The organism is Enterobacter sp. 3U4, from assembly GCF_057224565.1.
Genome location: NZ_CP136665.1, coordinates 1,261,780 through 1,276,088, shown reverse-complemented (window position 1 = coordinate 1,276,088; position 14,309 = coordinate 1,261,780). Strand labels below are relative to the sequence as shown.

General features: G+C 56.8%; 16 protein-coding genes. 6 read left to right on the top strand and 10 right to left on the bottom strand.

Annotated features, from left to right (window positions below; translation table 11 throughout):
- The first annotated feature begins 16 nt into the window (after nucleotides 1-16).
- Entirely contained in the window at nucleotides 17-256 is a 240-nt protein-coding gene (locus RVY89_RS06005) for a DUF1883 domain-containing protein (protein WP_008499520.1), read from the top strand.
- 30 nt (nucleotides 257-286) lie between these two features.
- On the opposite strand, the gene RVY89_RS06000 is transcribed toward RVY89_RS06005, so the two are convergent.
- Nucleotides 287-982 carry a gamma-glutamylcyclotransferase gene (locus tag RVY89_RS06000; RefSeq protein ID WP_023618421.1) on the bottom strand — a complete coding sequence of 232 codons (696 nt, stop codon included), beginning with the start codon at nucleotides 980-982 and terminating at the stop codon, nucleotides 287-289.
- A gap of 177 nt (nucleotides 983-1,159) precedes the next feature.
- Nucleotides 1,160-1,390, bottom strand: a complete 231-nt coding sequence (chaB, locus tag RVY89_RS05995; RefSeq protein WP_484827194.1) for a putative cation transport regulator ChaB — start codon at nucleotides 1,388-1,390, stop codon at nucleotides 1,160-1,162.
- A gap of 271 nt (nucleotides 1,391-1,661) precedes the next feature.
- On the opposite strand from chaB, the gene chaA reads away from it, so the two are divergent.
- On the top strand, nucleotides 1,662-2,762 hold the full coding sequence (gene chaA / locus RVY89_RS05990; protein ID WP_023312122.1) for a sodium-potassium/proton antiporter ChaA: 1,101 nt from the start codon (nucleotides 1,662-1,664) through the stop codon (nucleotides 2,760-2,762).
- Nucleotides 2,763-2,878: 116 nt separating this feature from the next.
- Here chaA and kdsA read toward each other — a convergent pair whose 3' ends face one another.
- Genes kdsA through hemA form a run of 6 tightly spaced genes read right to left on the bottom strand, consistent with a single transcriptional unit; the run spans nucleotide 2,879 to nucleotide 8,182 of the window.
- The gene (gene kdsA / locus RVY89_RS05985) at nucleotides 2,879-3,733 is read right to left on the bottom strand and encodes a 3-deoxy-8-phosphooctulonate synthase (RefSeq protein ID WP_484827193.1); all 855 of its coding nucleotides are present in this window, start codon (nucleotides 3,731-3,733) and stop codon (nucleotides 2,879-2,881) included.
- A 36-nt stretch (nucleotides 3,734-3,769) separates the two neighbouring features.
- Complete coding sequence (gene sirB1, locus RVY89_RS05980; protein ID WP_024907069.1) at nucleotides 3,770-4,579, bottom strand: invasion regulator SirB1; 810 nt, start codon at nucleotides 4,577-4,579, stop codon at nucleotides 3,770-3,772.
- 3 nt (nucleotides 4,580-4,582) lie between these two features.
- The gene (gene sirB2, locus RVY89_RS05975; protein WP_484827192.1) at nucleotides 4,583-4,975 is read right to left on the bottom strand and encodes an invasion regulator SirB2; all 393 of its coding nucleotides are present in this window, start codon (nucleotides 4,973-4,975) and stop codon (nucleotides 4,583-4,585) included.
- Nucleotides 4,972-5,802, bottom strand: a complete 831-nt coding sequence (prmC, locus tag RVY89_RS05970) for a peptide chain release factor N(5)-glutamine methyltransferase (protein WP_484827191.1) — start codon at nucleotides 5,800-5,802, stop codon at nucleotides 4,972-4,974. The genes sirB2 and prmC overlap by 4 nt, the downstream gene beginning before the upstream one ends.
- Entirely contained in the window at nucleotides 5,802-6,884 is a 1,083-nt protein-coding gene (prfA, locus tag RVY89_RS05965; protein WP_021240360.1) for a peptide chain release factor 1, read from the bottom strand. Before prfA ends, prmC begins: the two co-directional genes overlap by 1 nt.
- 41 nt (nucleotides 6,885-6,925) lie before the next feature.
- On the bottom strand, nucleotides 6,926-8,182 hold the full coding sequence (gene hemA / locus RVY89_RS05960; RefSeq protein WP_024907067.1) for a glutamyl-tRNA reductase: 1,257 nt from the start codon (nucleotides 8,180-8,182) through the stop codon (nucleotides 6,926-6,928).
- 201 nt (nucleotides 8,183-8,383) lie between these two features.
- Between hemA and lolB the strand changes: the two genes are divergently transcribed.
- The 4 genes from lolB to dauA all read left to right on the top strand — a co-directional run bounded on the left by lolB (nucleotide 8,384) and on the right by dauA (nucleotide 12,738).
- Nucleotides 8,384-8,995 (top strand): lipoprotein insertase outer membrane protein LolB, encoded by a 612-nt coding sequence (gene lolB, locus RVY89_RS05955; protein WP_028013462.1) that lies wholly within the window; start codon nucleotides 8,384-8,386, stop codon nucleotides 8,993-8,995.
- Nucleotides 8,992-9,861, top strand: coding sequence for a 4-(cytidine 5'-diphospho)-2-C-methyl-D-erythritol kinase (gene ispE, locus RVY89_RS05950; RefSeq protein WP_219322994.1), 870 nt, complete (start codon nucleotides 8,992-8,994; stop codon nucleotides 9,859-9,861). Before lolB ends, ispE begins: the two co-directional genes overlap by 4 nt.
- Nucleotides 9,862-9,986: 125 nt before the next feature.
- On the top strand, nucleotides 9,987-10,934 hold the full coding sequence (gene prs / locus RVY89_RS05945; RefSeq protein ID WP_003856663.1) for a ribose-phosphate diphosphokinase: 948 nt from the start codon (nucleotides 9,987-9,989) through the stop codon (nucleotides 10,932-10,934).
- Between the two features lie 124 nt (nucleotides 10,935-11,058).
- Entirely contained in the window at nucleotides 11,059-12,738 is a 1,680-nt protein-coding gene (dauA, locus tag RVY89_RS05940) for a C4-dicarboxylic acid transporter DauA (protein WP_484827190.1), read from the top strand.
- On the opposite strand, the gene RVY89_RS05935 is transcribed toward dauA, so the two are convergent.
- On the bottom strand, nucleotides 12,724-13,782 hold the full coding sequence (locus tag RVY89_RS05935; RefSeq protein WP_484827189.1) for a MerR family transcriptional regulator: 1,059 nt from the start codon (nucleotides 13,780-13,782) through the stop codon (nucleotides 12,724-12,726). The genes dauA and RVY89_RS05935 overlap by 15 nt on opposite strands.
- A gap of 121 nt (nucleotides 13,783-13,903) precedes the next feature.
- The gene (gene ychH, locus RVY89_RS05930; protein ID WP_032656663.1) at nucleotides 13,904-14,179 is read right to left on the bottom strand and encodes a stress-induced protein YchH; all 276 of its coding nucleotides are present in this window, start codon (nucleotides 14,177-14,179) and stop codon (nucleotides 13,904-13,906) included.
- Nucleotides 14,180-14,309: the final 130 nt, after the last annotated feature.

The following is a 14,309-nucleotide window of genomic DNA, read 5'->3' as shown; positions in this document are numbered from 1 at the left end:
GACTACGGGGGAAAAAATGGCACTGGTAAAAACAAGTTTGAAACTGTTTGGCGGGGATACGGTAGTGGTGCGTTGCTCAGAGCGCTGTCGTATTCATCTCATGAGTGCGAAAGCGCAAAAACAATCCCAGGCGGATATTCTGACCGTGCAGGATGATAACGCCTGGCTTACCGTGCCGTATACCGGCACGTGGGATGTGCTGATCGACAGCCACAGCCAGTCGCTGGAGCATTCCGTCAGCTACGTGGCCGCATAACGTCAAACGCCCGGCAAGCCGGGCGTATTATCAGGCAAAACCCGGTCGCAGCGTGCCGTTGAGCGGGTTCCCTTCCAGCAGCGCCTTCACCTTCGCCACCAGCTCATTCAGACAATCGTCCTGCATGCCGAGGCGGGTCAATTCCTGATCGAGGGAGAAGAGATACTGCGCGTTGGTGCCCAACGGCCCGCTCGCGGCGGCAATCAACGGGGCAATCACCTGCGTGCGGGTATCCGCTTCATACAGCGGATGGCGCGGGTCCATAATAAACACCAGCGCATTAACGGTACGACCGTCATCCAGTTCCAGCTTGCACCAGCTCGGCATGTAGCAGCCGGTGATCATCTCACGCTTCCAGAGCAGCGTAAGCTCCTCTTCCAGCGTGGCATCCGGAAGGCGATACGCCACGCCCGTGGTGCGTCCGCCCTCTTTCAGTGCAAGCATACGTCCTGGCTGGCACGCGCTGCCGCGTCCGGCCGTCAGGCGCAGGCAAAATGCGCGATGCCAGCCAGGCAGCGTTCCCGTTGCCGATTCGACAAATTCCAGAGCCGGGTTCCACATCAGGGAACCGTAGCCAAAAATCCATACCGGGCCATCATCCGGGCGGCAGGCAAGCGTGGCAGCAAGTGACGCCGCACGTTGTTCAGCTGACCAGAGAAGCGATTCCTCAATAGCACCAAATGCCGTCTTACAATCTGCCTTCATTAAGAAATCACGCGTTAACACTTTACACCTCCGCCACTGCATGCTTCCTTGCGACATCTGTAATTCGCCTTCCCGGCATTATGTGCTGGTCATTTTGCCAGCAGTTAAATAACGATAAGCAATTAGCGGACCAGTTGCAATACAACGGCAGTTCAACCGCCTGAAAAGTCAAAATGAAGGCAGCGAATTATTTCACGACTATTTCTTTTTATGCCATTTATCGTCGTCTCCTTTTTCATATTCATGTTTTACGGCGGCCCAGGCGACTCTGTGTGCCGTCTCTTCACGGCTGGCATCATCCCGGCGATCGTCCTTATCTTTGTATTGATCCCAGGCACTGTTAAACGCCTCTTTGTAGATATCCTGCGCGTGAGCGGGCAGCACGTTTTGCACGTTATCGGGTAATTCGCGTTTCGTTTTATATGGCATCACTCACCTCTCTTTTGCTTAAAGAGATAAGTGTGGACGACGATATGGCATGGTGCCACTCCGTGATAATTTATGAATAAATATCATTTCTAATTCATTGTTATTTAATGAATAACAAATAAAGACAGCACATTATAGACATCAAAAAAGAAAAATCATGATAAAGGGTAAAATTAAGTAAAAGATAAATGGTATTTAACAGATATCTGTTAGTTTAATGCCCTCAAAAATCTATCTATAATTACAAGCACCTGCATTGATGGAGAAGCACATGACAGCAACACACGAGGCGGTAAAGACCCGCCACAAGGAGACGTCACTCATTTTCCCGGTTCTGGCACTGGCTGTGCTGCTCTTCTGGGGAAGCAGTCAGTCACTGCCAGTGGTGGTTGGTATCAATATTCTTGCCCTGGTCGGCATCTTGACCAGCGCATTTAGCGTTGTTCGCCATGCGGACGTCCTGGCCCACCGTCTGGGCGAGCCCTACGGATCGTTAATTCTCAGCCTTTCCGTCGTTATTCTCGAAGTCAGCCTGATTTCCGCGCTCATGGCGACCGGCGATGCCGCGCCGACGCTGATGCGCGACACCCTTTACTCGATCATTATGATTGTGACGGGCGGCCTGGTGGGCTTCTCTCTGCTGCTGGGCGGCCGCAAGTTCGCGACCCAGTATATGAACCTGTTCGGCATTAAACAGTATCTGATTGCCCTCTTCCCGCTGGCGATTATCGTGCTGGTCTTCCCGATGGCGCTGCCGGGTGCAAATTTCTCCACCGGTCAGGCGCTGCTGGTCGCGCTGATTTCCGCCGCCATGTACGGCGTGTTCCTGTTGATTCAGACCAAAACGCACCAGAGCCTGTTTGTGTACGAGCATGAAGACGACGGCGACGACGATGACCCGCACCACGGCAAGCCTTCGGCCCACAGCAGCGCGTGGCATACGGTTTGGCTGATCGTGCATCTGATTGCGGTGATTGCCGTCACCAAGATGAACGCCAACCCGCTTGAGACGCTGTTAACCGAGCTGAACGCGCCGGTCGCGTTTACCGGCTTCCTGGTAGCGCTGCTGATCCTGTCTCCTGAAGGACTGGGCGCACTGAAAGCGGTGTTGAATAATCAGGTACAGCGCGCAATGAACCTGTTCTTTGGCTCCGTGCTGGCGACCATTTCACTCACCGTGCCGGTGGTGACGCTGATTGCCTTTATGACCGGTAACGAGCTGCAGTTTGCGCTGGGCGCGCCGGAGATGATTGTGATGGTTGCCTCGTTGCTGCTGTGCCAGATTTCGTTCTCCACCGGGCGTACCAACGTGCTGAACGGGGCGGCACATATGGCGTTGTTTATTGCGTACTTGATGACGATTTTTGCGTAGCCTTTTTGCCCAACGGCGCTTCGCTTGCAGGGCCTACGGGTTTCGTAGGCCGGGTAAGCGCAGCGCCACCCGGCAATATGCCCCATAAAAAAACCCGCCGAAGCGGGTTTTTTTGATTAGTTGCTGGTATCCAGCTCGTCGAAGCTCTTCACCAGATCGTCAATCGCTTTGATCTGTTTCAGGAACGGCTCCAGCTTGTCCAGCGGCAGCGCGGATGGGCCGTCGCATTTCGCGTTAGCCGGGTCCGGGTGCGCTTCAATGAACAGGCCAGCCAGACCGGTCGCCATGCCGGCACGCGCCAGTTCGGTCACCTGCGCACGACGGCCACCGGACGCGGCGCCGAACGGGTCGCGGCACTGCAGGGCGTGGGTCACGTCGAAAATCACCGGAGACTGGTTAGAGACGTTCTTCATCACGCTGAAGCCCAGCATGTCCACCACCAGGTTGTCGTAACCGAAGTTAGCGCCACGGTCGCACAGGATCACCCGATCGTTACCACCTTCGATAAACTTATCGACGATGTTGCCCATCTGACCTGGGCTGACGAACTGTGGTTTTTTCACGTTGATCACGGCACCGGTTTTCGCCATCGCAGCGACCAGGTCGGTCTGACGAGCCAGGAATGCCGGGAGCTGAATCACGTCAACCACGTCTGCCACCGGCTGCGCCTGGGAGGCTTCATGCACGTCGGTGATCACTTTCACGCCAAAGGTCTGCTTCAGCTCCTGGAAAATTTTCATACCCTCTTCCAGGCCCGGGCCACGGTAAGAGTTGATAGAGGAGCGGTTGGCTTTGTCAAAAGAGGCTTTAAACACGTACGGGATACCCAGCTTCTGGGTCACGGTCACGTAGTGCTCGCAGATACGCATGGCGAGGTCGCGGGATTCCAGCACGTTCATGCCGCCAAACAGCACGAACGGCAGGTCGTTTGCTACCTTGATATCACCAATGCTAACCACTTTTTGTTTCATAGGATCGCCTTATTCAGGTGTGAATCGGAATTAAGATTAATGCAGTGTAATTTGCTTGTGCGAGATCGCGTTGATCTGCGCACGAATCATTTCGCTAATGGGGTCTTCCGGACACTGCTCGACGAAATAGCTCAGATCGTTCAGCGCCACGTGCTCGCAGTCGAGCTGGGCGTAGATCAACCCGCGATCGCGAATTTCGTACGGGTCTTCCGGATTAAACTGCAGCAGCACTTCGCTGGCGCGCAGGGCCAGCTCCATCTGACGCTCTTCCATTAACGCTGACTTCAGCGTATCGAGCAGCTTGCGGATCACTTCTGCGTTATCCGCCTCGTCGAGATCTTCGTTGAAGAGCTCAGCCACCGGGCTGATGTTGCCTTTCAGCCACACGTCCAGCGTATGTTCATCCAGCGTGTCGCCGTTGAAGGGATTGATGAGCCACATCTCGCCGTCCAGCCACTCCGCACGCAGGATCATCTGCGTCGGGAAGATGACCGGCACCAGCGGAATATCGAGGCGGTGCGCGACCCACAGCAAAATAGAGCCCAGCGCAACGGCGCTGCCCTGACGATTTTTTAAGACCTGGTCCAGCCATAATGCGTCAGACAGGCGATACACGCCCCGCGTGTCGCAGAAACCCCATTCGCCGTAGAAAAGCTCCAGCAGCTTCTCTAATTGCCAGTCTTGCGGGCGAGCCTGATTAATCTCTTCACGCGCCAGGCTGACCAGATTCTCCAGCTCATCGTAGACAAACTGCGACGTAAAATCGTCGCGAATCATCTCAGAAATCAGGATCATGCCATCGCAAAGCGGCACTTTATTAAATTCGAAATCGGCTAAGGACCTCATGACTTACCCCAGTAACGGTATTCTTGTGGTGGCGAGTTTAATGATGATGTACAGCACCACCAGACCCAGCAGAAAGGCGATAAACCCAACCTGCTGGCTGCGCGGACGACGCCGTCCAAGCGCGATAAAACCCAAAACGATGTAGATGATAACGCCAAACAGCTTTTCAGTCAGCCATGCGCCTTTATCAGTAAATGGCAGATAGCCTGTCTTCCACATGAGCCCGGCACCGGAAAGGAGCAACAGCGTGTCGATACAGTGCGGCGCGATACGCACCCAGCGGGCATCCATCAGGGGATTGTTGCTGTAGCGCCACCAGTAACGGACGATGAAAAAGCTGATGGTCAGCGCAACGGAAATCAGGTGGACGGTAAAGAGCGCGGTAAACAGGCTCATAGCCACTGCCCCAGCGTCAGGCGTTCGTTGCCGCCGTAGTCGCGGCAGGTTTCGACAGCGGCGTAGCCTGCTTCGGTAAACAGTGCCCGCACGGCTTCTCCCTGCGTCCAGCCATGTTCCACAAGCAGCCAGCCGCCGGGAAGTAAATGTTTCCGTGACGTTGTAACAATGTGATCGAGATCGGCTAATCCCGCGTTGGCAGCAACCAGCGCCGTGAGCGGTTCGAAGCGAACATCTCCCTGCGCAAGGTGCGGGTCATATTCGTCGATGTAGGGAGGATTGCTGACAATCAGCGCAAATGAACGATTCTCAAGTGCAGCAAACCAGCTGCTCTGCAGCACCGTCACGTTGCTGAGCCCGAGACGTTCCACGTTACGCTGCGCCAGCGCCACCGCGTCGGGTATTACATCCACCGCCGTCACCGTACAGTCGGGCCGCTCGCTGGCCAGGGCCAGCGCGATGGCACCAGTACCGGTACCGAGATCGAGTATGCTGCAGGGTGCCGCCGGTAATCGCGCCAGCGCCTGCTCAACCAGACACTCGGTGTCCGGACGCGGGATCAGCGTCGCCGCCGAGACGAACAGCGGTAACGACCAGAACTCACGCTCACCAACAAGATGCGCCACCGGCTCGCCGGTTTTACGACGGGCAAGCAGCGCGGCGAGCTGCGCTTCCTGCTCCGCGGTCAGTTTGGTTTCGCCAAAAGCCAGCAGATACGTGCGGGCTTTACCCGTCACATGCTCAAGCAAAATTTCGGCATCGCGTTTCGGGCTTTCGCTTTCTGAAAGCTCCCCGACCGCCTCACGTAACCAGCGCTGAAAATCCATTATTCCTGCTCGGACAGTGCCGCCAGCTGGTCGGCCTGGTATTCCTGCACGATAGGCTCGATCAGCATATCCAGCTTCCCTTCCATCACCTCGTCCAGACGGTACAGCGTCAGGTTGATGCGGTGGTCGGTTACGCGGCCCTGCGGGAAGTTATAGGTGCGATTACGGTCGCTGCGATCGCCGCTGCCCAGCAGGTTACGACGCGTAGACGCTTCCGCCTGCTGGCGTTTCGCCATTTCGGCCGCGTGGATACGCGCGCCCAGCACGGACAACGCTTTGGCTTTGTTTTTGTGCTGTGAACGCTCGTCCTGACATTCGACGACGATGCCGGTTGGCAGGTGGGTAATACGGATGGCGGAGTCGGTGGTGTTAACGTGCTGACCACCCGCCCCGGAGGAGCGGAAGGTATCAATACGCAGGTCCGCCGGATTAATGTCCGGCAGTTCTGCTTCCGGCAGCTCCGGCATTACCGCTACCGTACAGGCAGAGGTGTGGATACGGCCCTGAGATTCGGTAGCCGGTACGCGCTGCACGCGGTGACCGCCGGATTCAAACTTGAGACGACCGTATACGCCGTCGCCGCTGATCTTGGCGATAACCTCTTTGTAGCCACCGTGCTCGCCTTCGTTGGCGCTCATGATCTCCACGCGCCAGCGACGCGATTCGGCGTAGCGGCTGTACATGCGGAACAGATCCCCGGCAAACAGCGCCGCTTCGTCACCGCCGGTCCCGGCGCGAACTTCCACGAACGCGTTACGCTCATCGTCAGGGTCTTTTGGCAGCAGAAGCACCTGGAGCTGCTGCTCCATCTCCTCAGAACGCGCTTTTGCATCCTGCAACTCTTCCTGTGCCATCTCGCGCATTTCAGGATCGTCGAGCATCATCTGCGCGGTTTCGATATCTTCCTGGACCTGTCGCCAGTCGGTAAAGCATTTGGAAACATCGCTTAACTGCGCGTATTCACGCGAGAGCGCGCGAAAACGTTCCTGGTCCGCAATGGTCCCGGCATCGCCGAGCAGCGCCTGGACTTCTTCATGGCGCTCGTGCAGAGCTTCCAGTTTAGCGACGATAGAAGGCTTCATAGGCGTAAGTGCACCTTGTCTTAGAAAATGGGTATAGGGCGCTATTCCAGCCCGAGGCTGTTGCGCAGAATAGTCAGGCGTTCATCATCCCCGTCACGGGCAGCCTGTTGAAGAGATTTGGTTGGTGCATGGATCAGGCGGTTGGTCAGTTTCCACGCCAGATCCTGCATAATAGCATGTGCGTCGCCGCCCTGTTCAAGGGCCGCTAACGCTTTGGCAGTCAGGTCATCACGCACCTGCTCCGCCTGTCCGCGATACTCGCGGATGGTCTCGCTGACGCTTTGCGCGCGCAGCCAGGCCATAAACTCACTGGTTTCCTGCTCAACGATGGTTTCCGCCTGAACCGCCGCCGCTTTACGCTGGGCAAGGTTGTGCGAAATGATGCTTTGCAGGTCATCCACGCTGTAGAGATAGGCGTTAGGCAGCTTGCCTACTTCCGGCTCAACATCGCGCGGGACGGCGATATCCACCAGCAGCATCGGCTGATTACGGCGGGACTTCAGCGCACGCTCCACCATACCTTTGCCGATAATCGGCAGCGGACTGGCGGTAGAGCTGATGATAATGTCCGCCTCCTTCAGGCGTTCATCGATGTCGCTCAGGGCAACCACCTCTGCACCCACTTCATCCGCCAGGACCTGCGCGCGTTCGCGGGTGCGGTTTGCGATAATCATCTTTTTCACTTTATGCTCGCGCAGATGGCGCGCCACAAGTTCGATGGTTTCGCCCGCGCCCACCAGCATCACGGTGACGGTGGAGAGGGATTCAAAGATTTGGCGCGCAAGGGTGCAGGCCGCAAAAGCAACGGAAACCGCACTGGCACCAATGTCGGTTTCGGTTCGCACACGCTTCGCCACGGAGAACGACTTCTGGAACATGCGCTCCAGCTCGCTGGCCTTCAGATGTCCTTTTTGCGAATCCGCAAACGCCTTTTTCACCTGACCCAGAATTTGCGGCTCGCCCAGCACCAGCGAATCCAGCCCGCTGGCGACGCGCATCAGATGGCTGACGGCATCATTGTCCTGATGCCAGTACAGGCTATTGCGCAGTTCGTCTTCGTTGAGATTGTGGTAGTCGCATAGCCAGCGGATAAGCGCTTCGTGCAGGTTGTCCTGCTCTTCCACGCTTAAATAGAGCTCGGTACGGTTGCACGTCGAGAGCACCACGCCACCCTGCACCATCGGCTGTGCAAGCAGGCTGTCCAGCGCCAGGTCAAGCGTATCCGGCGAAAACGTTACGCGTTCTCGCAGCGAAACCGGGGCGGTTTTGTGGTTGATGCCGAGTGCTAATAGGGTCATGTTGAGCGGGAGTAGTACCAGCGTTAATAAGGTTAGCAGAACGCATCATACAGGATGCGCGAGATCAATAAAAGGGACTGCCCCCTTTCGGAGTAATAGGTTACACAACGCTTTGAGATAATTTGAACGTAGACGGTAGCCCCCTTCGACGCTAGCATTAACAGTTATAACTGCAACGTATCTCAAGGATTTGTCCTCATTATGACCCGACTGATTCGCCTGCTGCCGCTGGCAGCACTGGTTCTGACCGCCTGTACCGTCACCCAACCAAAAGGCCCGGGCAAAAGCCCTGACTCACCGCAGTGGCGTCAGCACCAGCAGGACGTCCTAAATTTGAAGCAGTACCAGACCCGCGGCGCGTTTGCTTATCTTTCTGACGAGCAAAAGGTTTATGCTCGCTTCTTCTGGCAGCAAACCGGTCAGGACAACTACCGCCTGCTGCTGCTGAACCCGCTGGGCAGCACCGAGCTGGAGCTTATCGCTAAACCGGGCGAAGCGCAGATCACCGATAACAAAGGCCAGCACTACACCGCGACCGATGCCGAAGAGATGATTGGCAAGCTGACCGGAATGCCTATCCCGCTCAACAGCCTGCGCCAGTGGATCCTGGGCCTGCCGGGTGAGGCAACTGACTATACCCTTGACGATCAGTATCGTCTGAGCCAGGTGAACTACACCCAAAACGGCAAAACCTGGAAAGTGGTGTACAGCGCCTATGACAGTAAGAGTAAACCGTCGCTGCCATCGAATATGGAACTGACCCAGGGCAGCCAGCGTATCAAGCTGAAAATGGACAACTGGATCGTTAAATGATGACCCACTGGCCCTCTCCGGCAAAACTGAATCTGTTCTTATACATTACCGGCCAGCGTGCTGACGGTTATCACACCCTGCAGACGCTGTTTCAGTTTATTGACTATGGCGACACGATCTCCATTGAACTGCGCCAGGACGGGCAGATTTGCCTGCTGACACCGGTCGACGGCGTGGCGCATGAGGACAACCTCATCGTGCGCGCCGCGCGCCTGCTGATGAAAGCCGCAGCGGAATCAGGCCGTCTGCCCGCAGGAAGCGGTGCGGATATCCGTATCGAGAAGCGGCTGCCGATGGGCGGTGGTCTGGGCGGTGGCTCATCCAACGCCGCCACCGTGCTGGTTGCGCTAAACCACCTCTGGGGCTGCGGGCTGTCTAAGGACGAACTGGCCGCTCTGGGTTTGACGCTGGGTGCGGATGTACCGGTGTTTGTTCGCGGTCATGCGGCCTTTGCCGAGGGCGTGGGGGAAATCCTCTCCCCGGCCGAACCGCCGGAGAAATGGTATCTGGTTGCCCACCCTGGCGTGAGCATTCCAACCCCGGTCATCTTTAAAGATCCTGACCTGAAAAGGAATACCCCGGTTCGGTCAATAGAAACGTTATTAAATTGTGAATTCAGCAACGATTGCGAGGATATCGCAAGAAAACGTTTTCGTGAGGTTGATGCGGTGCTTTCCTGGCTGTTAGAATACGCGCCGTCGCGCCTGACTGGTACAGGAGCCTGTGTCTTTGCTGAATTTGACACCGAATCCGCCGCTCGTCAGGTGCTTGAGCAAGCGCCGGTTTGGCTGCATGGTTTTGTAGCGCGTGGGATGAACACCTCCCCCCTACAGCAGGCCATTCTGGCGCAGACTGAGTTTCGGTGACAACGTCACCCTGTTCCAGACGTTGCATCGCGCTCTTTAATACACCGCCTGGATAGCATTTGCCTGGCCCGCACAGTTTGCGGCGAACGCTATCCACCACTGGACGCATGCCTGAGGTTCTTCTCGTGCCTGATATGAAGCTTTTTGCTGGTAACGCCACCCCGGAACTAGCACAACGTATTGCCAACCGCCTGTACACTTCCCTCGGCGACGCCGCCGTAGGTCGCTTTAGCGACGGCGAAGTCAGCGTACAAATTAACGAAAATGTACGCGGTGGTGATATTTTCATCATCCAGTCCACCTGTGCTCCAACGAACGACAACCTGATGGAACTGGTTGTTATGGTCGACGCCCTGCGTCGCGCTTCAGCAGGCCGTATCACTGCTGTAATCCCTTACTTCGGCTATGCCCGTCAGGACCGTCGCGTCCGTTCCGCACGTGTGCCAATTACCGCTAAAGTTGTCGCTGACTTCCTGTCCAGCGTCGGCGTTGACCGCGTACTGACCGTTGACCTGCACGCAGAGCAGATCCAGGGCTTCTTCGACGTCCCGGTTGATAACGTATTCGGCAGCCCAATTCTGCTGGAAGACATGCTGCAGCTGAACCTGGACAACCCAATCGTGGTTTCTCCGGACATCGGCGGCGTGGTACGTGCCCGTGCTATCGCTAAGCTGCTCAACGATACCGACATGGCGATCATCGACAAACGCCGTCCGCGCGCTAACGTTTCTCAGGTGATGCACATCATCGGTGACGTTGCTGGTCGCGACTGCGTGCTGGTTGACGACATGATCGATACCGGCGGTACGCTGTGTAAAGCAGCTGAAGCGCTGAAAGAGCGCGGTGCCAAGCGCGTGTTCGCTTACGCGACCCACCCGATCTTCTCCGGTAATGCGGTAAACAACCTGCGCAACTCCGTCATTGACGAAGTGGTGGTATGCGATACCATCCCACTGAGCGACGAGATCAAAGCACTGCCAAACGTGCGTACGTTGACCCTGTCCGGGATGCTGGCCGAAGCGATTCGTCGTATCAGCAACGAAGAATCCATCTCAGCAATGTTCGAACACTAATCGAACACGGCCGAAAAACCCGCTGCGGCGGGTTTTTTTGTCTCCGGGTTTTATTTGTATGATTAATGCCTCCTTCACCTGCCATTCATATGACAGATGATGCGCATACGGATGATAGATAATTGTGAAAAACGTAGCCTCCTCACATGTTCTGCCCTTTCGCGCCCTCATCGACGCCTGCTGGAAAGAGAAGTACACCTCGTCACGCTTTGTCCGTGACCTGATTGCCGGGATCACCGTCGGCATTATCGCCATCCCGCTGGCGATGGCGCTGGCGATTGGCAGCGGCGTTGCGCCGCAGTACGGCCTGTACACCTCGGCCGTTGCCGGGATTGTCATTGCTCTGACCGGCGGTTCGCGCTTCAGCGTCTCCGGCCCGACCGCCGCCTTCGTGGTGATCCTCTACCCGGTTTCGCAGCAGTTTGGTCTGGCAGGCCTGCTGGTCGCCACCCTGATGTCCGGCGTCTTTTTGATTCTGTTTGGCCTGGCCCGCTTTGGGCGTCTGATTGAGTACATTCCCCTTTCCGTGACGCTGGGGTTCACCTCGGGGATTGGTATTACCATCGGAACCATGCAGATTAAGGATTTCCTCGGCCTGCAGATGCCCCACGTACCGGAGCACTACCTGCAAAAAGTAGGGGCGCTGTTTATGGCGCTGCCGACGGCCAACCTGGGCGACGCCGCCATCGGGATTGTGACGCTGGGCACGCTGATCCTCTGGCCTCGTCTGGGCATTCGACTGCCGGGCCATCTGCCCGCGCTGCTGCTGGGCTGCGCGGTAATGGCTATCGTTAATATGTTCGGTGGTCACGTCGCGACTATAGGCTCGCAGTTCCACTATGTTCTGGCGGACGGTTCGCAGGGCAGCGGCATTCCGCAGCTGTTGCCGCAGCTGGTGCTGCCGTGGGACATGCCCGGCTCCAGCTTTACCCTTAGCTGGGATTCCCTGCGTGCCCTGCTTCCCGCCGCGTTCTCTATGGCGATGCTGGGGGCGATTGAATCTCTGCTCTGTGCCGTCGTTCTGGACGGTATGACCGGCACCAAACACAAAGCCAACAGCGAGCTGGTCGGTCAGGGATTAGGCAACCTCGTCGCGCCGTTCTTCGGCGGCATTACCGCAACGGCAGCCATCGCCCGTTCAGCTGCAAACGTGCGCGCGGGGGCAACCTCACCCGTTTCGGCGGTTATCCACTCCGTGCTGGTGATCCTCGCCCTGCTGATCCTCGCCCCGCTGCTCTCCTGGCTACCGCTTTCCGCCATGGCTGCCCTGCTGCTGATGGTGGCCTGGAACATGAGTGAGGCGCACAAGGTGGTGAACCTGCTGCGTCGTGCGCCGAAAGACGACATCATTGTGATGCTGATTTGTATGTCGCTGACCGTGCTGTTCGATATGGTCATCGCCATCAGCGTCGGGATCGTGCTGGCTTCCCTGCTGTTTATGCGCCGCATTGCGCAAATGACGCGCCTCTCCCCGGTCAATGTGGAGGTGCCTGACGATGTTCTGGTGCTGCGCGTGATTGGCCCGCTGTTTTTCGCTGCGGCTGAAGGATTGTTCAGCGATCTGGAGTCCCGGATCGCGGGCAAGCGGGTTGTGGTGCTGAAGTGGGATGCCGTGCCGGTGCTGGATGCTGGCGGCCTGGATGCCTTTCAGCGCTTTGTTGCACGTCTGCCGGAAGGCTGCGAGCTGCGGGTGAGTAACCTGGAGTTTCAGCCGCTGCGCACCATGGCGCGCGCGGGCGTGCAGCCGATCCCTGGCCGCCTTGCCTTTTATCCTAACCGTGAAGCCGCGTTAGCGGATCTGTGAGCCGCCTGATGCAGAGAAACGTCTCTGCATCATCACCCCAATCGCCTGCTGAAGCCACTCAAGCACGGCAGGCGTCATCCATGTTCCTTTCATCAGATGCGGCTCCTGCTGCATGGCGGTGCGAAACTTTTGCTGGGTCTCCGGACTGGTGCCCGCGTACGACTGGAATAACGCCAGCCAGTTTTCAGCCAGCTTTTGCGCCGCCTCAGAGGCAGGATCGATATTTTCCCGCTGCGCCTGATGCAGTTTCGCCACCAGCGGCGGCCACTCCATCATGCGGTCAAAGTAATGTGCCCGGGTAAAGGCCATCTCTTCGGCAGTGAGATACTTCTCCCATATTTTTAGCTTTGATTCCGCAAACGCGCGCGTGATGTAATCCGTCATCTCCGGCGTGATACCGGTCTGCGCCTGCATCTGCGGTTCAACGCTGTGCATTTCGTTCAGCCGGGTGAGAAACTCCGGCTTGCCCGCCGTGTCCTGCTCCAGGCGTTCCATCCAGCGTGCCGCCAGGTCCATCGCCCGCGGGTCCGTAACGGGTATATGTTGCTCCAGAAGCGTGTTGGCCTCTGCAACCAGCCCTGACCAGATAGCCGCCAGCGCATCCTTCTGCACCGCAAACGGCAGCTGCTGTAACTCTTCTTTGCTAAACCAGCGATCGTACATATTCATTAACTCCAGAGTCTTTAGCCAGGATTCCAGATCCGGCGTCGCATCGTTGAGCAGCCCGGTGCGCAGTTCGACCAGCCGGTCGCGCAGCGTATGTATGCTGCGCAGCTGTTTATCCAGCAGCGTGATTTGCGCATCGAGTAACTCGGTTAACGACAGCGACTCCTGTTCCAGGAAATCCCTGATTTCAGCAAGTTCCAGCCCCGCTTTTGCCAGCGCCTGGATCATGTGCAGACGCTGGACATCCGCTAGGTTGTAAAGCCGATAACCTGCCGCGCTTCTGGCAGAAGGCAGCAACAACCCTGTTTGCTCATAGTGGTGCAATGTCCGCACGGTGAGCCCGGCACGTTTCGCCAGCTCACCCACCTGAATCAACATAACTGCTCCTTTTTCTTTGCCAGTGTCGCCACTCTGGAGCCTTACGTTACGTGAGGGTCAACCTTTGATGCAAAAAAAAACGACTCCCTCGGGAGCCGTTTCGGTATTCTTTATCGTAGCACTAGCTGTGCTTATGCTGGTCGCGACGACAGCGTTTATCGTAGTGGCGCACCCACCAGTATTTGTCACACACTTCCTCATGGCCGCTCACGCGAGCCCCTGCCAGCCACAATACCGCACCCACAAAGATGCTCAATATTGCGCCATGCGCAAAGTATTGCGGGAGGTCAAGCTGCGGCAACTGGTTTAAAATTGAATAACCCACGCCGGCTACCATCACGAACAGCCCTAATCCCATCAGCACGTTACCGAGTAACGAAGCGTTTTTGCGTTTCATGTGTCACCTCCGGAACTTTGGGTTGTCAGGGGAAAAGTCCCTAATCCTTGTGTGTAAAGTATAGACAACGCCCCTTTTATGAGTTGCGTGAATGATCACAATTACAGATAACTCCCAAACAAAAATTTAC